At 42.8% G+C, this 26,710-nt stretch carries 20 protein-coding genes; 8 read left to right on the forward strand and 12 right to left on the reverse strand.

The window, feature by feature from the left end; genetic code table 11:
* Nucleotides 1-70: 70 nt before the first annotated feature.
* The gene (locus CJD36_RS19525; protein WP_105040883.1) at nt 71-550 is read right to left on the reverse strand and encodes an FKBP-type peptidyl-prolyl cis-trans isomerase; all 480 of its coding nucleotides are present in this window, start codon (nt 548-550) and stop codon (nt 71-73) included.
* A gap of 433 nt (nt 551-983) precedes the next feature.
* Here CJD36_RS19525 and CJD36_RS19530 point away from each other — a divergent pair, with 433 nt between their 5' ends.
* Nucleotides 984-1,844 carry an ABC transporter ATP-binding protein gene (locus CJD36_RS19530; RefSeq protein ID WP_105040884.1) on the forward strand — a complete coding sequence of 287 codons (861 nt, stop codon included), beginning with the start codon at nt 984-986 and terminating at the stop codon, nt 1,842-1,844.
* Between the two features lie 21 nt (nt 1,845-1,865).
* Nucleotides 1,866-5,501, forward strand: a complete 3,636-nt coding sequence (locus CJD36_RS19535; protein WP_105040885.1) for an ABC transporter permease/M1 family aminopeptidase — start codon at nt 1,866-1,868, stop codon at nt 5,499-5,501.
* Between the two features lie 150 nt (nt 5,502-5,651).
* Here the strand turns inward: CJD36_RS19535 and CJD36_RS19540 are convergent, their stop codons facing one another.
* On the reverse strand, nt 5,652-6,305 hold the full coding sequence (locus CJD36_RS19540; protein WP_105040886.1) for a hypothetical protein: 654 nt from the start codon (nt 6,303-6,305) through the stop codon (nt 5,652-5,654).
* A gap of 163 nt (nt 6,306-6,468) precedes the next feature.
* Between CJD36_RS19540 and CJD36_RS19545 the strand changes: the two genes are divergently transcribed.
* The 3 genes from CJD36_RS19545 to CJD36_RS19555 all read left to right on the forward strand — a co-directional run bounded on the left by CJD36_RS19545 (nt 6,469) and on the right by CJD36_RS19555 (nt 8,924).
* On the forward strand, nt 6,469-7,011 hold the full coding sequence (locus CJD36_RS19545) for an NADPH-dependent FMN reductase (protein WP_105040887.1): 543 nt from the start codon (nt 6,469-6,471) through the stop codon (nt 7,009-7,011).
* Nucleotides 7,012-7,098: 87 nt separating this feature from the next.
* Entirely contained in the window at nt 7,099-8,178 is a 1,080-nt protein-coding gene (locus CJD36_RS19550) for an SGNH/GDSL hydrolase family protein (RefSeq protein WP_105040888.1), read from the forward strand.
* Between the two features lie 83 nt (nt 8,179-8,261).
* Entirely contained in the window at nt 8,262-8,924 is a 663-nt protein-coding gene (locus CJD36_RS19555) for an NAD-dependent epimerase/dehydratase family protein (protein ID WP_105040889.1), read from the forward strand.
* 61 nt (nt 8,925-8,985) lie between these two features.
* Here the strand turns inward: CJD36_RS19555 and CJD36_RS19560 are convergent, their stop codons facing one another.
* Complete coding sequence (locus tag CJD36_RS19560) at nt 8,986-9,369, reverse strand: hypothetical protein (protein ID WP_105040890.1); 384 nt, start codon at nt 9,367-9,369, stop codon at nt 8,986-8,988.
* A gap of 258 nt (nt 9,370-9,627) precedes the next feature.
* Here CJD36_RS19560 and CJD36_RS19565 point away from each other — a divergent pair, with 258 nt between their 5' ends.
* Both CJD36_RS19565 and CJD36_RS19570 read left to right on the forward strand, forming a co-directional pair.
* Nucleotides 9,628-10,179 (forward strand): DUF7935 family protein, encoded by a 552-nt coding sequence (locus CJD36_RS19565; RefSeq protein WP_105040891.1) that lies wholly within the window; start codon nt 9,628-9,630, stop codon nt 10,177-10,179.
* Nucleotides 10,180-10,265: 86 nt separating this feature from the next.
* Nucleotides 10,266-11,819, forward strand: coding sequence for an acyl-CoA mutase large subunit family protein (locus CJD36_RS19570; RefSeq protein WP_105040892.1), 1,554 nt, complete (start codon nt 10,266-10,268; stop codon nt 11,817-11,819).
* 43 nt (nt 11,820-11,862) lie between these two features.
* Here the strand turns inward: CJD36_RS19570 and CJD36_RS19575 are convergent, their stop codons facing one another.
* From CJD36_RS19575 to trxA, 5 genes are all read right to left on the reverse strand, one after another.
* Complete coding sequence (locus CJD36_RS19575) at nt 11,863-12,939, reverse strand: DUF3810 domain-containing protein (protein ID WP_105040893.1); 1,077 nt, start codon at nt 12,937-12,939, stop codon at nt 11,863-11,865.
* Nucleotides 12,940-13,219: 280 nt separating this feature from the next.
* On the reverse strand, nt 13,220-17,830 hold the full coding sequence (locus tag CJD36_RS19580) for a T9SS type A sorting domain-containing protein (RefSeq protein WP_105040894.1): 4,611 nt from the start codon (nt 17,828-17,830) through the stop codon (nt 13,220-13,222).
* A 152-nt stretch (nt 17,831-17,982) separates the two neighbouring features.
* Complete coding sequence (locus CJD36_RS19585; protein WP_105040895.1) at nt 17,983-18,495, reverse strand: hypothetical protein; 513 nt, start codon at nt 18,493-18,495, stop codon at nt 17,983-17,985.
* Between the two features lie 163 nt (nt 18,496-18,658).
* On the reverse strand, nt 18,659-19,885 hold the full coding sequence (locus tag CJD36_RS19590; protein ID WP_105040896.1) for an NADP-dependent isocitrate dehydrogenase: 1,227 nt from the start codon (nt 19,883-19,885) through the stop codon (nt 18,659-18,661).
* A gap of 174 nt (nt 19,886-20,059) precedes the next feature.
* The gene (gene trxA, locus CJD36_RS19595) at nt 20,060-20,359 is read right to left on the reverse strand and encodes a thioredoxin (RefSeq protein ID WP_105040897.1); all 300 of its coding nucleotides are present in this window, start codon (nt 20,357-20,359) and stop codon (nt 20,060-20,062) included.
* A 112-nt stretch (nt 20,360-20,471) separates the two neighbouring features.
* On the opposite strand from trxA, the gene CJD36_RS19600 reads away from it, so the two are divergent.
* Nucleotides 20,472-21,125: a porin family protein gene (locus CJD36_RS19600; RefSeq protein WP_161499391.1), complete on the forward strand. Its 654-nt coding sequence runs from the start codon at nt 20,472-20,474 to the stop codon at nt 21,123-21,125.
* Between the two features lie 71 nt (nt 21,126-21,196).
* Here CJD36_RS19600 and CJD36_RS19605 read toward each other — a convergent pair whose 3' ends face one another.
* The 4 genes from CJD36_RS19605 to CJD36_RS19620 all read right to left on the reverse strand — a co-directional run bounded on the left by CJD36_RS19605 (nt 21,197) and on the right by CJD36_RS19620 (nt 26,621).
* Nucleotides 21,197-21,559 carry a hypothetical protein gene (locus CJD36_RS19605; protein WP_105040899.1) on the reverse strand — a complete coding sequence of 121 codons (363 nt, stop codon included), beginning with the start codon at nt 21,557-21,559 and terminating at the stop codon, nt 21,197-21,199.
* A gap of 161 nt (nt 21,560-21,720) precedes the next feature.
* A complete protein-coding gene (locus tag CJD36_RS19610; RefSeq protein ID WP_205685651.1) occupies nt 21,721-22,926 on the reverse strand; it encodes a DegT/DnrJ/EryC1/StrS family aminotransferase in 1,206 nt (401 codons plus the stop codon).
* A 139-nt stretch (nt 22,927-23,065) separates the two neighbouring features.
* On the reverse strand, nt 23,066-24,775 hold the full coding sequence (locus tag CJD36_RS19615; RefSeq protein WP_105040900.1) for a DUF7619 domain-containing protein: 1,710 nt from the start codon (nt 24,773-24,775) through the stop codon (nt 23,066-23,068).
* Nucleotides 24,776-24,905: 130 nt separating this feature from the next.
* Entirely contained in the window at nt 24,906-26,621 is a 1,716-nt protein-coding gene (locus tag CJD36_RS19620) for a DUF7619 domain-containing protein (protein WP_105040901.1), read from the reverse strand.
* Between the last annotated feature and the right edge of the window lie 89 nt (nt 26,622-26,710).

A 26,710-nucleotide genomic window follows, 5' to 3' on the forward strand; every position in this document is an offset into this window, starting at 1 on the left:
TCCTGAAATTTCCCATAAAAAAAGCACCCGCTGACGCAGGTGCCTTATCCAAATTCTTTACTTTATAATATTATTTTGCTGACAGCAATTCTACATTAAATACCATGATAGTGTTGGGTGGAATTGGGCCACGACCACCGGGGCCGTAACCTACGCTAGATGGCAGATACAACGTAGCACGCGTACCCGGATTCAATAGCTGAATACCTTCATCCCAACCTACTACTACCTGGCCTACCCCAAGTGTGAAATTAAGTGGCGCTCTATTGCTGACATATTTTTCGTCGATATTACCATCGAACTTCTTACCATCGAGAAACGTGCCGAGGTAGTTCATAGACACATTCTGTCCTTTCTTAGCATTTTCGCCGCTACCCTTCTTAGTGATGACGTAGTACAGGCCGGTGGCTGTTCTTGTAGCCTTAATTTTGTTCTTTTTGAAGTATTCCTTCAGAATAGCTTCGTCTTTTTCATTCTGCGTTTGTGCAACAGCTGTTATTGCAAAAAGCATGGTGCAGGCAAAAAATAAGGTCTTGATCGTGTTGAGCATGTTTGGTTTGTTGTTTAGGTTATGAATTAAGGTGTAGCACCCAAAATCAAATATAGGATTTTATCAGGAGGAAGTAAGAATGGTTTTTTAGCTCATCCAATACATTTTGGGCTGTTCTAATTCTCATTTTGCCTTTCTTGCGTATATGTGACTACGCACTCAAAGAGAGCCAGCCCGATGGCTGTTGATCAGAAAACACAACAGCGGCATAGATGGAATTATAAGCGTATCTGAAAACGAATACGTACCGTGCGAATGCGAATGGTTCGAGGGCCTCACCCTGACATTCGGGTATGATGGCGGCTTAATGGGCAGAGCTAGCCGTTTCTAAAATTTATTTTTCAAATTTTGTAACAAAAGGAGTACTTTAACGACTAACAGGTATTAGCCGGCAAAACAGGCTCAAACACACACATAAATAAATCATCATAAAATGCTACAGATCTCCAATCTATCTAAAACTTACCCTAATGGGGTGCAGGCACTGAAAAACGTATCGTTGAACATAGGCAATGGCATGTTTGGCCTGCTGGGACCAAATGGTGCGGGCAAGTCGTCACTGATGCGCACGATAGCCACGCTGCAGGATGCGGATTCGGGCAGTATAATGTTTGGAGACATAGATGTGATGAAGAATAAAGAGGAGCTACGCAAAACCCTGGGCTACTTGCCACAGGAATTTGGCGTATATCCTAATGTGTCGGCAGAGGAGATGCTACAATATATAGCCCGCCTTAAGGGCATTTCGAATGGCGGGGAAAGAGATGCGTTGGTAAAAGCACTACTGGAGCAGGTGAACCTGTATCAGCACCGTAAGAAATACCTTGCGGGCTATTCGGGTGGGATGAAGCAACGCTTTGGTATTGCACAGGCATTGATAGGCAATCCTAAACTTATCATTGTAGACGAACCAACCGCAGGACTTGACCCGGCAGAAAGACTACGTTTTAATAACCTGCTTAGCGAGATAGGTGAAAACATAGTGATCATCCTTTCTACCCACATTGTAGATGATGTGAGCGAGCTATGCAATGACATGGCTATAATAGCCGGTGGAGAAGTAAGACAGCAAGGGCATCCGGATGCATTGATGGATACACTACGCGATAAAATATGGACAAAGCGAGTAAGAAAAGACGAGGTAGCGGAGTACCAGGCAAAGTATAAGGTGATCTTATCTAAGCTATCATCGGGACAGGTAATGGTGTATGTAAATAGTGATGTAGATCCGGGCAACGGATTTGCACCGCAGAAACCTACGTTGGAAGATATCTATTTCTCAAACATCGCCTAATCCGTCCAAAACACTTCGACCATGTTCAGTACCATATTTTCATTTGAGGTCAAGAGGTTGCTTAAAACCTTTTCTACCTATATATATTTTACTATCCTTTTTGCGGTAGCTTTTTTCATTGCATTGATCATAGGCGGCGCATTCAAATCGGCCAATGTAAACATGGCCGGCGAAAAAATACTGGCCAACTCTCCCCTACTTATCGACGGCTTGTTTGCCCAGATAGACGGATGGATAGGCGCTATAATTGTAGTAGCGGTAATAGGTAATGCTGTACTGAAAGATTTCAGATACAATACCCATAATATTATCTTCTCTACCCCGGTCAATAAGTTCAGCTACCTTTTCGGGCGCTTTTCGGGTGCAGCATTTGTGTGTATGCTGATACTTACAGGTCCTGCGTTTGGCATGATGCTGGCATATGTATCTCCATGGGTAAGCGCTGATAAGGTTGGTGTCTTTCACCTGATGCCATATGTACAGGCATATCTGCAAAGTGTAGTCCCTAACTTACTATTGCAGGGAGCTATATTCTTTGCCGTAAGCCTCATAGCAAGAGATATATTCATCATCTGGTTGTCACTGATCATCTATTGGGTAACAATAGGATTTGCCAGCGCATTTGTAGGTTCTCTGCAGTATGAAACGCTTGCCGCCATGCTTGACCCTATGGGCGACCAGGCGAAAGAAATTGTTACTAAACACTGGAGTACCTATGACAAGAACAACCTTAGCTATCAGCTTACGGGAGTATTGCTATGGAACCGACTGCTGTGGCTGAGTATATCGGCTTTAGTATTTGTGGCGGGGTATCTTAGCTTCTCCTTTTCGTCGTCGGCAAGAAGAATATCTTTCCGTAAAACAAGTGTTAGTGAAAAGTCAGGTACCAACCCAAATGCATTTGTAAAGATATCTTTCGACCAGGATAAACTTCCACAAGCCAGTCGTTCATTTACTGCTGCAACAAATCTGAAGACCCTGTGGGGACTGGCAGTCAACGAGTGCCGTACCATATTGCGTAATGTGTACTTCAGGATCATCATACTGTTTGGCATGTTGTTCCTGTTCATTGTTTCGTTCCAGCTGGGCAAGGCCATATATGACACAGCCACTTACCCAGTAACTTACCAGGTTGTTGAGTATTTTGGCGGCACATTCTCTCTCTTCATCGTTATCCTTACCATATTCTTCAGCGGAGAAATAGTGTGGCGTAACAGAGAGAACAGGATGGATAATATACTGGATGCGCTACCGGTTCCTAACTGGGTATTCTATGTAAGTAAAATGTCGGGGCTCATATTTATGCAGTGCATACTTGTTGCGCTGATCATGGTTTGCGGGATAATCGTACAGCTGTTCAGAGGCTACTTCAACTTTGAAATATTCCTTTACATTAAGTACCTGTTTGGATTCAGAATAATCTCGTTCTGGATACTGGCTATATTATGCGTTTTTGTGCAGACACTCGTTCGCAATAAGTATATAGGTTACTTTATCGTTGTGCTCTTCTATGTATGGAATACCTTCTTTGCGTCTACTGTATTGAAGCACAACTTGTTTGTGTTGAACTCATCTGCAGGAGTAGCTTACTCTGACATGAATGGATTTGGACATACTGTATTCCCATACATAGTCTTCAAAATCTATTGGGGCGCATTTGGTCTTATACTTGCAGCATTGAGCAGTCTGTTATGGGCAAGGGGGACTGAAGCAACAATATCGTGGAGATTGTCGCAGGCAAGCGCAGGTGCAAAGAAGAGATCGATGGCACTTATAGCCGCTGCGGTAATTATTTTCATTGGCTGTGGCAGCTTCATTTACTACAACACCAACGTGCTGAACAAGCATATGAGTGGCTACGACCAGGGTGAGCTACAGGCAAATTTTGAAAAGAACTACAAGAAGTTTGAATTGAGCGCGCAACCAAAGATCACCGACGTAGTGGTAAAGGTGGACATCTTCCCAATGGAGCGCAACCTGCATGCATCGGGCACTTATGTGCTGCAAAATAAAACCGGCAAAACAATAGATTCACTGCATTTATTGATTCCTGATGAGATAAAGGTAAATAGCCTTAGCTTCAGTAAGGGAGCACAGATGGTGATGAATGACACAACATTTGGATATCGTATCTACAAGCTGCCACAACCAATGGCGGCAGGCGACACAATGACTATTGCATTCAACGTCGACAAAAACAGCCACGGATTCCCACATGACTTTACCGGGCTGAGCAGCCCGGTGTACAATGGTACGTTCATGAACAATTCCAGCTTCATGCCATCTATCGGTTACAACAATGCATATGAGCTGTCGGACAATACAGAACGTAAAAAGCATGGCCTTGGCTACAGAGCTACTGAAAATGCCATTACCGATACCACCCAATACAATACCAATGGCTTTACAAAAGATGCCGACTTCATAACCTTTGATGCTACTGTGAGCACGGTGCCTGACCAGATAGCTATTGCACCCGGTTACCTACAAAAAGAGTGGAGTGAAAATGGCCGCAGGTACTTCCACTACAAGATGGACAGTAAGATCATGAACTTCTATTCGTTCTTATCGGCCAGATATGAGGTAAAGAAAGAAGTATACAATGGTGTAAACCTTGAGATCTACTACCATAGAGGCCATGAATACAACCTGCAGCGCATGATCAACGGAATGAAAAAATCACTGGCCTACTACACCGCTAGTTTCTCTCCGTACCAGCACAAACAAGTTCGTATACTAGAGTTCCCAAGGTACGGCACGTTTGCGCAATCATTCCCTAATACCATTCCTTTCTCTGAGGGTATAGGATTCATTGTGAATGTAGATGACAGCAGTAAAGAAGATCTGGATTATACCTTTTATGTAACGGCGCATGAAGTAGCCCACCAATGGTTTGCTCACCAGGTAGTAGGCGCCAATGTAGAAGGATCGAACATGCTGTCTGAAACGCTTGCGCAGTATGGCGCCATCACGGTAATGGAGAAACAGTATGGCGAAGAAAGGATCAAAAAATTCCTGCACATAGAAATGGACAAATACCTGACAGCCCGTTCCAATGAAGCTGAGAAGGAAAAAACACTGTCGTTAGTTGATGGCGGCCAGCAATACATACTTTACCAGAAAGGTGGGATCATTATGACATCACTACGTAAGTACATAGGTGAAGACAGCATCAATAAGGGACTGAAAATGTTCCTGGACAAGTATGCATTTAAAGCTCCGCCATACCCTACCACGCTCGACTTCCTGGCATGTATGCGTGCGGTTACACCAGACTCTATGCAGTATATGATCACAGATGGTTTCCAAAAGATCATTATCTATGATAATAAAATAACTGAAGCGAGCGCAGCTAAAAACGGTGATCAATATGTAACGAGTGTAACAGTAGACATTAAAAAACTAAGCGGCGCAGGCGATGGTAAAGAAACACCAATAAGCTGCAATGACTATATCGATATAGCGGTTTACAAAGACAAGAGCACTATCCTTACCACTACCCGCTACAAGCTAAAGAATGGCACAACCAAGCTGAGCATACCTACCTCTGTGAAACCATATAAGGTGGTATTAGATCCGCAGGTATTGTTGATAGACAAGAAGACCGATGATAACGAGAAGCGGTTGGATGTGAATGATAAAGTAGCGAAGAAGTAGAATTTTATCTCAAACCGAATACGTCTGGAAAGGGCCGTGTTATGTGGAGGCGCAAAATCTTGCGTCTCCACGTACCTGGGACATTGGAGCAATAATAATTATGAAATATGCCTTACCAGTAGCCGCTTGGCAACAGGTAGCAAGGTTTCATTAAGCGGGACGTCGATTCGGGTATTCAACCATGTATACTGCGGGATTGGGCAACATGCGATAGGCACGAATGATGTCCAGTTTTATTTGCTCATATGTATTGGCCAGGTTTTTTGTGCGGCTGTCCATATACTCCATACGTATGCCTTTATAACGGGCGTCTTTGTGCTCTAGTAGCGTAATAGAGTAGTTGTAAATTTTCACTTCAGAGTACGAACCATAGCGAACAAATACATACCCTTCATTTTTATAGAGGGGCATGATGCCAACAGGCTCTATCAGCATTTGTTTTTCGACGTATTCATAGAGCTGTGCGCCCTCGGTAATAGTATTATGGATCTCTTCTATTGCATAAGAGGTAATGTGCTCGAGCTCCTGCATTACTTCGTCGTCCTGCAGCATTCGCTCATAGACGAATTCCATCTTCTGTAGATTGAGCGTGTCCATGCGCTTGGGGAACTTATCCTGAAGGAACCGTTTATTTTGTTGAAAAGAAAGCAGGTTGTTGTAGTGGGCTACGATCTCTGCGAGGTGCGGATAGAGGCGGGTTTGATCGAAGCCATTCTTTACGTCTTTAAGGTAAGCGAGGAGGCGATATTTCTGTAATTCAAAATCTATAAATCCCTCCATGAACCATGTTTCACTGAGTATCATACACACAATAGATTAGTTATACTAAGTTAATGAAACAAAAGCAATGCCAGAGTAAGTAAAAAGTGAAAACTTAAAAGTAAAAGCTGTCTAATCATATCGGTTTTAGCGGATTAACTTTTCATAAACCTGCCACTAGTTAACTTTGCATCCCGAAAGCAATACCATGAACACACAGCATCGCTTACCCAATATCCTTGCCATATCAGGAAGCCTAAGATCAAACTCATCTAACAATACTGTCATTAATACCGCTGCAGCTATGTTGGCGGGTAAGGCTAATGTGGTTATCTATGATGGCCTTAGCAGGCTACCCCATTTTGATGACAGTAAGGAAGAATACGCTGAGGTGACCCGTTGGAGAAACCTGATAAAGGAATCGGACGGGGTACTGATCTGCTCACCGGAATATGCATTTGGTGTGCCCGGATCATTGAAGAATGCGCTGGACTGGACCGTATCGACGGGAGAATTGGTATATAAGCCGCTGGCGCTTATAACGGCAGCCACTGGCGGAGACAAGGCACATGCGGCATTACTCAATACCTTTACCGCACTCTCAACGAATGTAACAGAAGAGACATCTTTGCTGATTTCGTACATACGGGCAAAAATGAATCCGGCTGGCGAAATAACGGATGCCGGCACATTGGCTGCAATTGAGAAGGTGTTAAGTTCGTTGATTGGTATTATAAAGGCCGCAGAATAGTTTGCACATCTATTTCACATGGTTTACATTTTGCGTAAGTTTGAATAGGAATCTCCGCATGCTATTCATTTTCAGTAATAACAAACTATGACGAAATACAGTTTCTATTTCATCGCACTTTTATCGTTTATAGTACAGTCGTGCGCGGCTGCACCATTGCGTAAAGTGAGTTGTAAAGACCCATCGGTGCAGTACATGGGGCGTATAAAACATGAGGATTCATCAGCTACATTTTACTGGTCAGGCACATCGGCCACCATGCGTTTTACAGGGTCGACTATTGCAGTGGATCTAAGAGATGAGAAAGGAACTAATTACTATTACGGCATCGTTGATGACAGTGTTTATACTAAAATAAAAGCTGACACCATAAGGCAGTCTTACACAATAGCCGACCACTTAAAGAAGGGTGTGATGCACAAGGTGCAAGTCTTCAAGCTTACTGAAGAAAGCGCCGGAAAATCCTGGCTTTATGGGTTTGAAACGGATGGCAGTACCATTTCATTACTGGATAAAGTGAGAAAGAAAATAGAATTTTACGGCAACTCTATAACAGCAGGCTATAGTGTAGATGATACCGTAAGAGACACCGGATTGCCGGAATATTTCAACAATTACTACACCTATGCTGCTATGACCGCAAGGCATTATGATGCCGAGTACTATAACATTAGTAAAAGCGGCGTAGGCCTTATGTTGAGCTGGTTTCCGGTAATTATGCCTGAGCTTTATGATCGGCTGGATCCGCTGGATTCTATTCACAAATGGAACTTCCATTCTTATGTTCCCGATCTAGTTGTTATCGACCTGTTTCAAAACGATTCATGGTTAATTACCAAGGTCAATCACCCGCAATTTAAAAACCGCTTTGGCACTACCCCACCCGACAGCACCTACATTGTCAATGCGTATAAGCAGTTCGTTACAACCATAAGAAACACTTACCCGGATGCATCTATTGTTTGTACGCTGGGCAGCATGGATGCCACCAAAGATGGTTCGCCATGGCCGGGATATGTAAGGGCGGCAGTGTGCCAGCTGCACGACAGAAAAGTCTACTCGCATATCTTTGCCTATAAGAACGCTACGGGACATCCTAAGAGAAAGGACCAACAAAAAATGGCTGAAAGCCTTATTCAGTTTATAGATGCGAATGTGCAATGGTAAGTCGTAACCTACCTAACGGCAGGCAGGGTCGTAAGTCGTAAAGGTTGCTTAGTGCATCAAATAAAGAATTAAATAAAAGAACAATGAAGATAAGAGCTATAGTTACTGGGGCAACAGGTATGGTAGGTGAAGGGGTACTGCATGAATGTCTGCAACATACAGAAGTAGAAAGCGTGCTGATCATCAACCGCAGACCATCGGGCATTACGCACCCTAAACTAAAGGAGATAATTCATAGTAACTTCTTTGATCTGGCACCAATAGAAAATGAACTGGCTGGATATAATGCATGCTACTTCTGCCTGGGTGTATCGTCAGCAGGAATGAAGGAACCGGAATATACCAGGATGACCTACGACCTAACGCTCAATGTAGCTAAGACCCTTAGCAGGCTCAATAGCGGTATGACCTTTTGTTATGTATCGGGCTCTGGTACAGACAGTACAGAGAAAGGTAGAAGCATGTGGGCACGGGTGAAAGGTAAGACAGAGAACGATCTGATGAAATTACCCTTCAGGCAGGCGTTTATGTTCAGGCCAGGATATATGCATGCTACGCCGGGTTTAAAGAATATGCTGCCTGCCTATAAATATGTTTCGTGGTTGTACCCGCTGTTCAAAGTAATACTACCCAATTTTGTATCAACGCTTGCTGTCGTGGGCCAGGCAATGATCAATGTAACACTGAAAGGATATGAAAGGAATATACTGGAGGTAAAGGATATAAATAAAGTGGGTAACCAATAAAAATAAGGTGCATAACAATAATTGCTATGCACCTTCTATGATCAAAGATCAACTTGAATAGTTAGGCTGCCTGGCTGTCTTCCGACTTGTCCCGCTTTTCTACATTCTTATTGATCTCCTCTACATGCTTCATAAATTTGGTCACATCATCATCGGCATATGTGCCATAAGCATCTACTACCATTCCCTTCACACCATCAGTTGTTTCCACAACGTATAGTATGCAATTGTCTGCAGGGTCTGATTGACCTTCGAACCTGTAAAAATCTACTACCCTCACATCGGCCGGTCCGTACTTCTTATCCTTTTCTACAGAGTATAGACCTTCGGGTGAAATAGTGATGGTATCAGTGTACCCGTTTTGTGTCCATTTATTAGTAACACCCGTAAGCGTGTTCATAAATGGTATCTTAGTATTTATCGGTTGCTCGTTGCTGGTGTTCATAAAAGTGGTTTTTAATTACACTACCCTAAGCAAAAATCAGCCATCATAAAATAAATATTACTTACACATGTAGTTAATTATCAGAAAACAACTTACATGCCATAACAAAGCCTTCACATTGTGAGAACAAGTACAAGTTGTAGAAATGACACCCCACTGATTGGTTGTTATTCACCAATTAGCTTAATAAACATGAAAATTTGATACAATCGCATTAAAAGCTATTGTAAACCCGCTAAACGGTTTATTTTTGTGGATATGGATAATACATCAGCAGTCTTACTTGATATACTCAAGTATACTATACCGGCCTTTATAGTACTGATCTCCACCTCATTGATCGTCAATAAGTTTCTGGTTTCCCAGACACAGCGCAAGCAACTGTCGCTATTCCAGGATGCGCAGAATATTACCATCGGCTTACGCCTACAGGCGTATGAGCGGTTGGTACTTTTTATTGAACGTATCAGCCCGCGCCAGTTACTGCCAAGGATCTATGATTCGTCGATGACGGTTATGGAACTGCGTACAGCAATTACGTTCAGCATACTTGCAGAGTACGAGCATAACCTTTCTCAACAGATCTATGTATCTAAAGAGGTTTGGGAAACAGTGAAGAACGTAAAGGAGCAGGAAATAAGCATGGCTAACCAGGTGGCAGGAAGGCTTGACCCCAATGCACCTGCAAAGGAACTCCACAAGATGATAATGGACTATGTGTTGCAGGGCGATTCTCAGCTACCTACAGATGTTGCGCTTACTATCATTAATGATGAAGTGAAGAAGGTGATGGCTTATGGATCTTATTAGTAAAGAGTAGATAGTAGATAGCCCCCAGTATAAATCAGAAAGCTGTCATTCAATAAACAGTAACGATTCAAATAGAAGATCACGTAATGGAAGATAAAGTAATTAAGATAGATAGCGGGATAGAGATCAGGCAACTGTATTGCGACCCGATAAAGATGGATGAGATGCCGGGTGTGTTTCCTTTTACAAGGGGAGTACATGCAGCCATGTATCGTGACAGGTTGTGGACCATGCGCCAGTATGCGGGTTTCAGTACTGCAGAAGAATCTAATAAGCGCTACCATTTCCTGCTGAGCCAGGGTGTAAGCGGCTTGTCAGTAGCATTCGATCTACCAACACAGATAGGATATGATTCTGACCATGCTATGAGCGAAGGTGAAGTAGGCAAGGTTGGGGTGGCAATCGATTCGCTTAGAGATATGGAGATCCTCTTTAAGGATATAAAGCTTGCGGACATATCAACTTCAATGACCATCAATTCTACCGGCTTTATATTGCTGGCTTTATACATCGCCCTTGCAAAGAAACAAGGAGCGGATATAAAGAAGATATCAGGTACTATTCAAAATGATATCCTGAAAGAATACGCGGCACGTGGCACTTACATATACCCGCCTACGCCATCAATGCGTATCATTACCGACATATTTGAGTATTGTAGTAAAGAAGTACCTAAGTGGAATACCATTTCTATATCTGGGTATCATATACGTGAAGCTGGAGCTAATGCGGTGCAGGAACTTGCCTTTACATTGGCCAATGGAAAGGCCTATCTGCAGGCCGCTATTACTAAAGGGTTGGACATAAATGTGTTTGCCCAGCGCTTGTCATTCTTCTTTAATGCACACAACAACATATTTGAAGAAGTAGCTAAGTTCAGGGCGGCAAGGCGCATGTGGGCTAATATCACCAAAGATCTTGGCGCAACTGATCCACGCGCGCAGATGCTGCGTTTCCATACGCAGACAGGTGGCAGCACCTTGACGGCACAGCAGCCAGAAAACAACATCGTTCGTGTAGCATTGCAGGGATTGTCGGCGGTATTAGGTGGCACGCAGTCTTTGCATACCAATGGATATGACGAGGCGCTATCTTTGCCTACTGAAAGGGCCGCAGCTATTGCGCTACGCACCCAGCAGATACTGGCTTATGAAAGCGGTGCTACTGATACAGTAGATCCACTTGCCGGGTCTTTTTATGTAGAAGCACTTACCAATGAGATAGAAGCCGCCGCATGGAAACTAATCGAGAAGATAGATGGCATGGGCGGTGCAGTTAAAGCCATAGAGCACCACTTCATGCAGGACGAGATAGCCCGTTCGGCTTATGCCTATAATAAAGCGATAGAAGATAAGAGCAAGATAATAGTAGGTGTAAATAAGTTTACCGCAAAGGAAAATAACGATACGCCTTTATTGAAGATAGATGACTCTATCCGCCAGGTACAAACAGACAAACTGAACAAGCTACGTGCTGAGCGTGACAATGAAAAAGCAAAGGCTTGCCTGGAAGCGATCCGTAAGACAGCTAATGGAACTGACAACCTTATGCCATTTGTTATAGACGCAGTAGAGCACTTGTGTACACTTGGCGAAATAGCAGATACACTCCGCGATGTGTGGGGAGAATTTAAGGGATAACACGCTTTCAAATTCTGACTGATACAATGCCATAGACACCAGTCTATGGCATTTTTAATAAGGTGCGAATAGCCGTATCGCGTAACCGCTTCTTTTCTAAGAGCCATGCATTAGCGGTAACACTACCATAGCTCCTTATACCCTCTTTCTGTTGCTGCATTTTCAGGTAGCCATCGTATACTGTGTTGCTGTATTGGTGAGCATCATTATCAGACAATTTCTCACGCGCTTCTATTGTGTCAATATGCGCATGAGTTAGCTTGTTCAATTGACTTTCGAATCGCTGTGCTGTTATAGAGTCCTTTCTTGAAAGTCGTGCATTAACGTACAACCACAGATTAAGATCAGCAGAGTAATTGAATGAGGGATCACTGCAAGCCGTGCATAATGCATAAGCCATGAGATTGGCATCGCCCTCGGCTGCAATACCTGCCTGGTGGGCCATTTCATGACTAACTGTAAACGGCAAAAGAAATGCCGGCAGTGTTTTTACTATCTGCCCTTCCCCTGTAAATGGATTGAAATAACCATCAATACCTATCCTGTCCATATACCAACCAAATAGTGTTGGTTTAACACCATACAATGTCAACCTGGCATCGGTATACTGTTGATAATTTGCTACAGATATCTTGTTGATCTCACGAAGCGAATATGATCTGTAAACCGGGGCCAAAGCATTCAACCTGCCCACCAGCAGGCTATCAAACCTAACAAGATCAAGGGTGTCGTTATGGTCTTTTAATTGCCATGCAGTTCTTAGTGGGGGGTTATAATAGTTGATGCCCCAGCCAAATAAAAAAAACAGGTAACCGATAAGTATGGCATTAACAGCATAAAATACCGAGTGTAACAAGCGTTCTTTATTCGCTTTGAAACGCCATATATATTTACCCCATTTTACAAGCGTAAGCAAAAACCAAATTCCAGCAGCTATGTATAATATATCGCCAAGGCTGAAAGGGAGGAAATGCATGAAGCCGCCCCGCTGGTCCTGCAGCATAAAATAAGGTATGTGATAAAAGCCGGTAGGAGCAGTAGCTCTTGTGAAAAATAACACGCTCACTATTATTACCAACAATAATACAACAAGCAGATATATCTTTCTTTTTAGCTTCATACGGAGAAATTATTGCTGTTGTTGTTGGCTTATATAAACATGCGATACCTTCGGAATCGACCTCATTTTATTTTGTGTTGACTACAAACATTTGATGCCTTCAGCATCATGACGTTTAATTACTGCCAATAGTCTTACTCTCTTCGAGACTCCATGACCTTATCGCTCACGTTCCTGTTGTAGTAATTATTTTAAATTGAATGTAGTAGCTAAAAGTAAGAAGAGCCAATGATTTTATCATGGCTCTTCCTTATTCTATTAACAGTATTAACAAACCTGTTTATCTTGTTATCATTACTTTTTCAGTGTGTGCACCATGCGGCGTAGTAACAGTTACAAAATAAATGCCAGCCGGCTGTTCAAGAAATATATTCGTCTTATTGTTTGTACTGCATGGCATTTCCATCACCTTGCTACCTATCATATTTGTGATAGATATAGTACCCGGCTCAGTAAAGTCCGATACAATATTCACTGTGAACGTTGTGCTTGCAGGATTAGGCGAAATGCTTACCTGTCTTACACCACCTATACTGGCATTGATCACACCCGTGGGAATTGTATAGTAGGTCTTTTGTTTGCAGAACAAATGTTCCGTCATTACCCAATAATATTTTCCGGCAAAGTCGGGGCTTCCGTTAATATAATTGGAGCCTGTCTCTCCTACCAGTATTGTAGAATCGAGTGTTACTGCATCATCATATCCCCACTGATAAGTAGACATACCAGGCTGAGCAATAAACACACCACCAAAGTAGTCAACTGAAATCGTTTCATTAGTATTATTGTCTACAAACACTACGAAGGAATCAAGGCTTCTGCAGCTATAACCGACATTAGAAGTAGCTAAGTAAATAGTTGCAGTACCGGGAGCAGGGAAGCTGACAAGGCTATACTGATGCCCTGCACCTTGCGCCCATACTGTAGCGCCCTGTGCAAACCAGTCGTAAGTAACTGTGGTATCAGGAACAGATGATGTACCGAAATTCTGGAACATGGTACCAGTACACAACCAAGATGGTGACTTAGTTGTAATAACCGGTGGTGGCGGGCCTTGTGGCTGAATAACCAGGTATACGTTTTGTGGCGCGCTGCATCCCGCAGCAGTTAAGGTATAGTTGATAACCGCATTTACAGACGAAGTACCAGAGGTGGTGTAGGTTTCTACTACGTTACCTATTCCTGAACCTGAAGCAGGTGAAACACCGGCAACTGCCGGACGTACCCAGGTGTATGTAGTACCCGGTGTAGCGCTTGCAGGCACATAGACAAAAGTTCTGCCGGCGCAGGTAACCACAGTATCGCTGCTTGACAAAGTAGGAATAGGCTTCACTACAACGGTCACATTCTGCACAGTAGAACAGCCACCGGCGCTAACTGCAAATGCATAGATGACGTTAACCGGGAGTGCAGTTGTATTGATCAGAATTTCATTTGGATCACCCGAGCTGCCCGCTGTAGGATTTAAGATACCGGGAACTGCAGAACGCACCCAATTAAAAGATGCGCCGACGGTAGTACTAGATGGCGTATAGTTAAATAATGTACCGCTACACACTGATGGTGGTGTAAGAGAACTATTCAATATCGGGAAAGGATTTACTGTAACGTGATGCACGGCAATATCCGTTCCGCAACTATTAGTGACGGTGTAGCTAATGTTAGCACCACCGGCAGACAATCCGGTAACAATGCCAGAGGTATTAACGGTAGCGATCAAAGGAGCAGAGCTACTCCAAATGCCACCGGATGCAGTATCTGTTAAAGTAACAGGCGCGCCTACGCATAGCAATAACGCTCCTGTAATAGTATCTGCAAATGGCAATGGCGCCACGGTAAGCGAAAGGGTTGCGGTATCTGATCCGCAAGTATTACCAACCACATAGCTGAGTACAATACTTCCCGGCATCAAGGTATTTACATATCCTGTACCATCTACCGTAGCTATGGCAGTATTGCTGCTGCTCCATAAGCCGCCCGATGAACCAGATGTAGTAAGTGTTACCGGCAGCCCCGAACATACAGTAGACAAGCCGCTAATTGTTCCGGCTGACAATACAGGAATAACAACTACGATATGCGAAGCTGTATCGGGATTACAACCGCTTGTTACAATATAATAGACTGTGTCTGTACCCCCTGAAACTGGTGTAACAATACCTGCGGCATCTATTGTAGCAACGGCAGGATTTCCACTCAACCAATAGCCACCTGTAGCTGTATCTGAAAGGGTAATAGCTGAACCTACACATACTGACCCTGGCCCTGTAATTGTACCCGCATCATGCAATGAACTTACGCCAATAGTAATAACAGATGAGGCAATGGCAGTATTGCAGGAATTGCTGACTGTATAGTAAACAGTATCCTGACCTGTGGTAACTCCAGACACAACTCCTGCTGAAGTAATGGACGCATGTGCATTAGAAACAGACCAGGTACCACCGGCGACTGTGTTCGATAAACTAATAGAATACCCCGGACAAACTGTAGTTAGTCCAGTGATAGCACCTGCAGAGAGAACAGGATCGACAGTAATAATATGGGCTGCGGTGTCTGCTCCGCAACTGTTGGAAAATATATAATAGATAGTATCTACTCCGGGAGCTACTGTAGTAATTACTCCGGCAGCATTGATGGTAGCTATGCCTGTATTCCTACTCATCCAGTTACCAGTTGTTGCGGTATCTGAGAGTGTAACAGATGACCCAAGACAAACAGCTGAAGGACCAGTGATACTGCCCGCTGCATGTAATGGACTTACTCCTATCGTAATTACAGAAGAAGCGACCGCTGTTCCGCATGAGTTGGTAACAGTATACCGTATTGTATCCAACCCACTGGTAACACCTGTAACAAGGCCGATTGAAGTTATTGTTGCGCGTCCGTTAGTAGCACTCCATGTACCACCTGCACTTGCATCAGTTAAACTGATCGTAGCTGAAGGGCAAACAAAAGTAGCTCCCACAATTGTACCCGCCGAAGGAGTATTGCCTACAGTAACAATATGAGTAGTAGTTGCACTACCACAGGTGGCAGTTGTCACTGTATAAGAAATTGTATCAGTACCTGCTGACAACCCGGTTACCACTCCACCTGAGGATACTGTCGCCGAAGAATTGGAAACGCTCCAGGATCCACCCGTACTGCCTGAAATTGTGAGTGAAATTGTATTAGTTGTACAAACAAATGTAGGACCCGACACCGTGCCTGCATTCGGCAATGGCACCACCCTCATAATACGGGATGCTCTTACAGGATTGGGCATTGCGCATACAGCATTTGAAGTAAGAATAGCCGTAACAGTATCTCCATTACTCGGAACATATGAATAAGACGAACCGGTTGCAACGGTTGCCCCCGACACCTTCCACTGAATGGCGGGCGTGGTGCCACCATTGGTGATAGACGCAGTATAATTAGCAGTAGCTCCAATACAAACTGTATCGCTCGCGGTTAAGATACTTATAGTTGGCACTACCACGGGGTTAACCGTCATTGTAATAGTATCTGACTTGGCTAACAGCATACCACCATTTGCCGTATCAATAATAGTGCACGACACCCTGTCGTTGTTATTTATTGACACAGGATGGAACGTTCTGGAATTAGTACCTGCCGCTACGCCATTAACTTTCCAACGATATTCAAATGAATAATACCCTGTTGTAGTTACCGCGGTAAAATTTACTGTATCAGAGGAACAGATAGTGTCATTTGGGCTTACAGTAATACGAAACGTATCAACGTTGAATATCTGCCTGATCCTTCTTCCTGCGCCGCCGGTAAGTGGTACGTTACCAGGGCCATGATCGGCAATAAACATGTGTCCGGCAGAATCGAAACAAATACCATTTTCACCAAAAAATCTGGTGGTAGAGCCAATAACAGCACCATCTCCGGTATAGTTGGCCAGCATGGCCGTATTATTGATGCCGGTATAACTGTTTATAATTCCTGCGGGAGTTACCTTACGTATCTTATTGTTCCCGATATCACAAATATAGAAATTACCGGCAGCGTCCTTTTTCATACATCCCGGAGAATTTAACTTAGCAGCTGTAGCTGGATTTGTATCACCACTACTTCCACCAAGAGTAGGGCCCTGACCCGCAAATGGAGTGATAATGCCGGTAGTACTTACTTTACGTACAATATTATTGGCTTGCTCAGAAATGTAAACAATACCCGCAGCGTCAACAAACACATCAGAGACGCCCTCCATAAATGCAGCAGTAGCCTGGCCTCCATTACCGCTAAAACCTATGCCACCACCACCGGCAAAAAGACTGATCGTAGTTCCGGTTGGATCCAGCTTCCATACCCTATCATTACCATTAGCTATATAAAGATTTCCCGCAGCATCGAATGCCAGACCGGAAACAGCACCTAAACGAATGGTAGTAGCAGGACCACCTACCGACGAAACTGTGGCAGGTGCAGGAGGTGGATCACCTGCTATGGTGCTGATAAACCCAAAAGTATCAACTTTTCTAACGATCTTGTTTGCAGCATCAGCTATATAGAGATTCCCAATACCATCGCACACTAAACCTGCGGGCGATTGTAACTTTGCATTAATTGCAGGACCACCATCGCCACTATACCCACCAGACCCAGTACCTGCATAAGTAGTAATGAGCCCATCGGGGCGTATCTTTCGGATCACATTTTTTCCTGCGTCGGACAAATAAATATTTCCCTTCCAGTCTACGGCAATACCATTAGGTACCAGAAATCGCGCTGAAACACATGGCCCCAAATCCCCATCGCCTGAGGTTGATGCACCTACGCCGTCTCCGGCTAATGTCCTTATTATCTGCCCATCCACACTAACATAAAAAAAGAGTGCTATTACTAACAGCAAACCCTTCATCTGGCTACACCTCATCTTATATATTATTTATCCGACCTGAATTGTTACTTACAAATATAATTCATCAGCAATTACCAGTCAAAACAAAAATGGGTCGCAATAAGCGACCCGTTTTATGAAATGACATTGAAAAAATGTTTTTTTATGAACATCTTAATGAGAGTACATTATATCTTCTTTACATACCCAAAGACATAAGATGTGGAATCAGGTAAAGCGTGAATGACCCTGATCTGATTATTGGCTGCTCTATCATTTGTAGTACGGAACAGTATCACTACATCATTATTAAGAAAATCATGTAACAAGTAACCTCTTACAGAATCGTGTATCGGGTATGCAGAAAAGACCAATGCATTAGGGATCTGCGCCCAGTTAATGTTATAGTCAAAGCTGGTATTGATAGCGTAAGTGATCGTATCAGGGTAAGTGTGTGAAAGAAAGTCATAACGGTTCTTAACCTCAGACACTGTACCATTTGAGCGGAACAAAACCCTATCTGAATCAACAGTGGTAACACCGCCTACAGTACGCTCAAAAAAGAATAAGTAAGTTTTATTATAAGACAGGTTCATACTATCTATAGCCTGTCCGTAACCTGAAACAGTACGCGTGTTATCTGCCTTTTTACAAGCCAGAAAAGCACTAAATAAACAGCAGAGCAGCAGTATTTTTTTCATTGAAACGCAATTATCAGGCAATATACTTATTTAATAGACAAAATTCAAAATTCAGCAAACCAAAGTGCGATGAGCTTGAACTTGCAGGACAAACATTATGAATTATTAAAACATGACAAGGCAAAAAAAGTGGATGATCTTCACGACCATCCACTTAAAAATATTATCCCAATTTAGCTTTTAGGTTTTCGTTAATTGCATCAAGGAATTCCTCTGTATACAAGTAGTCTTTACCATGGCTCACTTTATTACCATGAATGCAAACCGCAAGATCCTTTGTCATCTTACCGCTTTCTACGGTATCAATACAAACCTGCTCCAGTGTGTTGGCAAAATGTATGAGATCCTGATTATCATCCAGCTTACCACGGAAAGCCAGACCACGAGTCCATGCAAAAATAGATGCAATAGGATTTGTAGATGTTGGATTACCCTTCTGGTGCTCACGATAGTGACGCGTAACGGTACCATGCGCCGCTTCAGCTTCCATGGTCTTGCCGTCAGGAGTGATCAATACTGAAGTCATTAGTCCAAGAGAACCGAAACCTTGTGCAACAGTATCGCTTTGTACATCACCATCATAGTTCTTACAAGCCCATACAAAGTTACCATGCCACTTAAGAGCGCTCGCTACCATGTCATCGATCAACCTGTGTTCGTAAGTAATGTTAGCTTTTTCGAATTCCGCCTTGAATTCTTTCTGATAGATGTCTTCAAAGATATCTTTGAAACGACCATCATACTTTTTCAGGATAGTATTCTTTGTAGAAAGGTACAAAGGCCAACCCTTAGACAAAGCAAGGTTGAAGCAAGAGCGGGCAAAACCAATAATAGACTCATCTGTATTGTACATAGCCAATGCTACGCCGTCTCCCTTGAAATTGTATACTTCGTGCTCAATGGTCTGACCATCTTCACCTTCAAATTTGATAGTAAGCTTACCCTTTCCTTTTACTACGAAATCTGTAGCACGGTACTGGTCACCAAATGCATGACGACCTATACAGATAGGTGCGGTCCAGTTAGGAACCAATCGAGGAATGTTTGACATAACGATAGGCTCGCGGAAAACAGTACCATCAAGGATGTTACGGATAGTGCCGTTAGGGCTCTTCCACATCTGCTTCAGGCCAAATTCTTTTACACGCTCTTCATCAGGAGTAATTGTAGCACACTTTATACCAACACCATATTTCTTTATAGCATTAGCTGAGTCGATAGTTACCTGGTCGTTGGTCTCATCTCTGTACTCCATACCCAGATCGTAATATTTGATATCGAGGTCCAGATAAGGGAGAATCAGCTTCTCCTTAATGTACTTCCAGATTATCCGGGTCATCTCATCTCCATCCAGTTCTACCACCGGATTCGCTACTTTAATTTTAGCCATTATTATGTGTGTTTATATTATCAGTTGATATAATGTTCTGTTTAGAACTGCCCAAATGTAGGGAGTTTTTTAAAATAAAGAAAGCCTTTTATTGGGGATAAAAGGCTTGGTAAAATAAATATAATCAGTGTCGCAATACGACACGTAGCTGGCTAGTAAGCAAAAACTCAGGGATCAGGCAACATGCTCCTTTAAAATCTGCTGCAGTTGTTTTGCCTGCACTACCCCAGACTGACGCCACTTAACCTGCCCGTGCTTAAAAACAATAAGAGTAGGTACTCCCTGAACATTGAACTGAGCCGCTAATCGTTGGTTTTTATCTACATCAATTTTAAGGACTTTCACATCATCTCCCATTTTATCTTTCACGTCTTTAAGAATAGGGGCCATCATCTTACACGGACCACACCAGGTAGCAAAAAAATCTACCAGCACCGGCTTATCTGAATTGATAACTGTTTCGAACGAATCCATAATACCTCATTTTGAAGTATAGCTGCAAAAACTGAACCATAAATAAAACCCGCGTTCCAGCATTAGCGTGGCACAGTCTTTTAAGCAGTAATGGCATACCAAAATGTTTTTTATGAAAAAGATAGCACTGATAGCAGCAACTCTGACAGCTTTATACGCAATACCAACACATGCCCAAACTGAGGCAAAAAAGACACCCAACGGCCAGTATGTTTCAATAGGCCCGGTAGCGGGTGTAGGCCTTAACTGGGTGGGCAATATGGTAGGTAATAACATGACAGTAATGTCGGGCAACCTAGGAATAGGGTTGATCTATGCCCGTAATGAGCATTGGGGCTGGGGAGGCCAGCTGATGGTGTCGTCTGAAGGATATGATGTGAAATATAATGGAACAGAAGTAAAGGCTATTCCTCTCTATCTGCGTATGCCACTACGTGCCTACTATTTCTTTGGCGATTATAGAAATACTATAAGACCGAAATTATATGCGGGACCAACTCTTGGACTGAAGTTGAGCGAAACAGACGATATGAACGGTAGAAACACAGAGGTAATGGCCTATAATAATACTGGTACTTTCAGAACTTTTGATCTTGGAGTAAATGTAGGCACAGGAGTGAACATTAAACTGGCAAAGGCAATATGGCTGAATCTTGATCTCGTGTACAACCAGGGATTATTGGATGTAGTTGACGATCCGGCTGATAACTATAATACCAATCAGAACTTAAGCTTCAGTGCAGGACTATTGTTTGGATTGAAATAAAACTTCACAGACAGTTATAAAAGGACAGGCCATGCACGATGCATGGCCTGTCCTTTTCTTGTTCATAAATATTAAATCTCTCCCTGCTTTTCGGGTGTTTTCTTGGTGCTGAGCAGGTAACGCGCAAATAAATACCCCCCCAGGGCACATCCCATAATAGCCAGGCTGTGCACAGGATTGTTTATTACTGCATGCTGAAATTCTAATGCCAATTCCTCGCTGTACTTTACTTTATCAGTCTCCAGTCTATGCATATCCAGCACTCCCCTGAAAATGGCCAGAAATGTGATTATATAGCCAACAAAAAAGCCAACGAACATGAACAAAACGGTCAAAAATCCCCACAACACCACACTAACGCCCTTTTCTTTTGCCCGTGCGCAGTTACGATATACAAAAAAGCCCAATAAAAATACAATAGATATCAGATCCATATTCCGGTAGCAACAATTTCAAAAGCAGGCATTGAAAATGCCCGCCTGTTAGGGCGCAAGTTACATCAATCAATTTTTATTCAACAGAAAGATATGATCAGCTGCAATAAAAATAGGCATGCATTGTACAAATGCATGCCTACAATATATTTTACTACTAATTAGAAGCTCTTCATAAACACTGTAACGCTCTCCATTACATGTGCAATCTGCTCTTCGCTAAGACCATGATGGCAAGCTAACAGCATACCGCCACGCATTACCTTATCAGACTCAGGGTAACCGCCACTAGCCTTCTTGCAGTTTACATGCTTGAAGCCCGGCTGGCGAAGGATATTACCGGTAAATACAGTACGTGTCTGAATATTTCTCTTCTCCAGGAAAATCTGCATATCGCGACGGATAAATGGAGCAGTTTCGCGGATAGTAGACGCATAAGCTAACCAACCTGTTCTTGAATCAGGCAATTGCTTTGGCAGGATAAAGAACTCTTCATACTGTTCAAAAAACTTGCGCATGCGCAGGTAATTTTCTGTACGTGTATCTATGTTCTGTTTTAGCTTGTTCAACTGAACTACACCAAATGCAGCACCCATTTCAGATGGTTCAATGTTGTAACCCGGCTCTTCAAATACGAACTTAGCATCGTAAGGAATACCATCTACTTCTACATTGAAGCGGTTTTCGATCTTCTCTGATTCTACGAACAAAGAAGAGCTACGGCCCCAACTACGCAACAAACGACCGCGATCGTAAAACTCAGGAGTATTAACACACAACATACCGCCATTACCACCGCAATTGATGATATGTGAACCATAGAAGCTGGTTGTGCTCATATCGGTAAAACGACCTGATGACGCACCACCTATTTCAGCACCCAATGTATCAGCAGAATCTTCTAATACAAACAGGTTGTGTTTATCAGCGATGGCGCGTAAAGCCTGCCAATCAGGAAGGTTACCCATAAGGTTAGGTATCACCATCGCCTTAGTATTAGGCGTGATCATTTCTTCCACCTTATTAGCGTCTAGATTGTATGTACCTTCTTCCACATCAATAAAAGCAGGAACCCAGCCTTTTTTAACCAAAGGCGCTACAGTAGTAGAAAATGTAAGTGCAGGAGTGATGATCTCAGCGCCGGCTTCATAATTCATAAGGTCTGCAGCAAGATAAAGAGCAGAAGAACCGCTGTTTACCATGATACCATATTTCTTGTCATATAGTGCAGAAACGCGTTCTTCCATTTCACGCACATTCTTACCCATCTGGGTAGATGTACGCAATACTTTCACCACCGCTTCTACTTCATCTTCGCCATGTACGGTTCTGCCGTACGGCACGTGTATAAAATCTGATTGTACCATTTGGAAAAATTAGAATGCGAATGTAATATTTACTTGCTAAATTTCTAAGTTAAAAAATGTTAGTACTATATAGTTTGTGTCTATTCATACAAAAATCGCCCGAATGAAGCGACTTTTGCACTATACAATTTAAATATAATTACATCTTCTGGAAGCGCTCTACTTTCACTCCGCTATTACCTTTTACAAAAATATAGTAGCTGCCGGCAGGGAGTGCTTTTACATTCAGTTTTGTGCTGTTGCCATTTATCTCCTGCTTCATTACTACCTGACCCATGCTGTTGACCACACTGATAGTAGTGAAAGTACCCTTGCCGATTTTTACGGTCAGTTCATTTTCGGCGGGGTTAGGGAAGAGCTGAATATTGCTAACAGTTATGTTGCTCAAGTCTTCAATGCCTGCGGGCCAGCCGACTATGTTGGTAACGGTGTTGGTCATAACGACAGGGTTATAATCAAAATAGATGCCCGCGCGGTTGTCAATTTGTGTACCCACAAGCAGGTCGTCTTTAGTTTTTATTGTAAACCTAACCATACCATCGCATTGACCGTGATAGCTGCTATCAAGCAGATTTATATGTGGGAAGCCGAACTTCAGCACATTGTGCAATCCATTATTCAACACACAAGTTGTTACGGGATGAGTCGCTGTAAGAACTTTCAATGAATGCACATCCAGATCGTCAGACAGTGTGTCAAGAATATGGATATTAAATGCTGTGTCGGTACCTGTATTTTCAAATTTGAGCGTATAGGTAAGTGCTGTACCGCTACCAGGCGCAAGGATACCTGACGGGGAGACAGTTTTTTCATTGGGATCATATGAGGAGCGCACTGTGTCCACCTCGTTAACACTATTGTTGGTAAGATCAGGGTCTCCTGCCGGAGTGTTTAGACAATAAGATGAATGGACAGTATCCCCCGCCATAAGATCGACGCCGGGTACTACACCAGTAACATACACGAACTCGACAGATGATGGAGGGGAAAAAACCCACTTATACGTATTGCCACTTATCAGGGTAGGTGCTGGGTACGTAGTTGAATAATTGTATTTCGGGCTCAAATTCATTGTCAGTGTGTCAGCTGAGTAGTTGCACACTGCCCGTGCAATTGACACTGACGCATCAAACCTATTCCTGGATGATCTGGTAGACACATATTCTGAAAGATCGTTACCGTATCCGAGAGAGAGGCAATCAAAGCCAAAATATTTTGTCCTGTGAGCGCCAACTACAAACGTCAAAGTATCATATATAACGGCAGTTGCCGGGATGGTTGACAACGGAGATGATCCATAATTAAAAGCGCGAAAAGTATAAATGTCCCCGGCAGAACCCGACACTGCATAAGCCCAGTTATAGTTTACATAAAATGTATCCACTGTAATTCCATTAGAATCAACCGAAACCCAACAACCATAGTAGTTACTATATTCGGTAGCAGCGTCGTAAATACCATTGCCATTGTTGTCAAAAAACGTGCCGAGTGAAAGTGTCTGACAATTGTCGACAATATTAGTTTCAATTACAGAATCGACGGCTGTAGATCCATAAAAAAGCACACGTTTAACACTGTATGTACCTGAAAATGGATAGGTGTGATAGTATTCAGCACCACCACCTACTACTCCACTATCAGCAATGGGTGTTATATCACTTGTGCCATCTCCATAGTAGGTCTGCAGAGAAAGGCCTGATGCGTAGCTATTGGTGTTAATTTTGAAAACTGCAAAGGAACAGGACGTATATGGGTAATAACTTATACTATGCACTGTTATGACGTATTGTGCGCTAGCCTTGCCAATAAACAGTATAATAAAAACAAATAAGTAAAATATTTTTTTCATACTCAATGATTTATAAGTTGTTGAATCATATATGCAGACGAGTGTAATGCCGTAAATGTTAGTAATTTCATAAAAATAAAAAGAGGTCGCTCATACGAACGACCTCTCAACGGTAAAAAATAAACATTCATTACATCTTCTGGAAGCGCTCTACCTTTACCCCACTATTTCCTTTTACAGAAATATAGTAGCTGCCGGCAGGAAGTGCTTTTACGTTCAGCTTTGTGCTTGTTCCGTTTACATCCTGCTTCATTACTACCTGGCCAACGCTGTTAATCACACTGATAGTGCTGAAAGTACCCTTGCTGATCTTTACAGTCAGTTCGTTTTCGGCAGGGTTAGGGAATAGCTGAAGATTAGAACCTGATACATTTCTCATGTCATCAATTCCATCAGGAATACCAACAGTCGTTACAACAGTATTGGTCAATACAACGGGATTAAAATCAAAATAAATACCACCACGATTAAGGATCTGGGTGCCATATGGCAGTGAAGACTGTGTATAAATGCTGAATGTTACAAAACCGTCGCACAAACCATGGTGGGTACTATCCAGCAAATTAATATGCGGAAAATCAAACTTGGCAATATTCAGACCACCAACGTGCTGAATACTCAAATTCATGGCTGCCGAGCTACCTAAAATAGCAAGAGATTTTACATTCAGTTTATCAGATAAGGTATCCATAATGTGGATATTGAATGCTGTATCGTTACCCGTGTTTTCAAATCTAAGCGTGTAGGTTAGCCTGGTACTCACGTTATCAGGAATATTAGTATTGGGCATTACTGCCTTGTCATTAGGGTCGAAAGAGCTTCTTACCGTGTCTACAAGAATTACAGTGTTATCGCTCAGATCACCATCACCTGCCGTAGGTGTAATGTAATAGGAAGAGTGCACCGTATCACCGGCTATCAACCATGCCCCAGGCACCTCACCATGCACATATATAAACTGAGGTGTGATAGCGGTCAGAGAAGGGAATGTCCATGTAAGTGTGTGCCCTGAGATGGTAGTAGGGGCTGGAGTAGCATTTACAAAATCGTACTTGGGGCTCATATTCATAGTTACGGTCACCCCGGCAGGAGTGCAATACTGATTTGTAGCCAGTATCTCTGCCACAAATGAATGACGGCCCGCCCTGGTTGTAACTAATTCGCCGGCATCATAACCTGACGCGCCTGAGCAATCGAAACCAAATTCTTTGGAGATATAATCATTGACTATCATTGAAATAGTATCATAGATCACTCCTCCTGCAGGGCATGTAAGCACAAGGCCGGTACCGGAACTGATAACTGAAAAGGCATAAATATCACCAGGATTACCGGTAGCCTGGTAATGCAAGCCGCTGGTGGTAACGAATGTATCGATCCTGATACCATTTGAATCAACAGCAATTGAAATAGGTGTAATGATAAAATTTTCAGATGCGCTATCAAAAACGCAATTACCATTAGCATCATAAAATGAGCTGAAGTTAAATGTCTGGCAGTATTTGGAGTCATAAAAAGACACCAATGAATCAATAGAAGCACCACCCAACTCCAACACCTGTTTAACAGTATATGTACCAGCTGAAGTATAAGTATGCGTGTAAGAGGCGTATCCCCCTACGAATGCACTCATTACCGGATTAACATTATCTGTACCATCTCCGTAATAGGTATGTACTGCCAGGCCTGAAGAAAACCCGCTGGTATTGAGGCTAAATACCGGATCAATACAATTGGAGTCGGCAAACGTGCTCACGTTGCTATATGTAATAGTGTACTGCGCATGCACTTTGTTAGTAAACAAAGCAAACAACGCCACAATAGGCAAGTAAAATATTTTTTTCATAAAATCCGTTTTAAATGATGGTGAATATCATTAATGACGAATATTTACGTACAAATGTTAGGATAACAGAATAAAAAAAGGAGCTAATA

Source organism: Flavipsychrobacter stenotrophus, from assembly GCF_002954265.1.
GTDB lineage: Bacteria > Bacteroidota > Bacteroidia > Chitinophagales > Chitinophagaceae > Flavipsychrobacter > Flavipsychrobacter stenotrophus.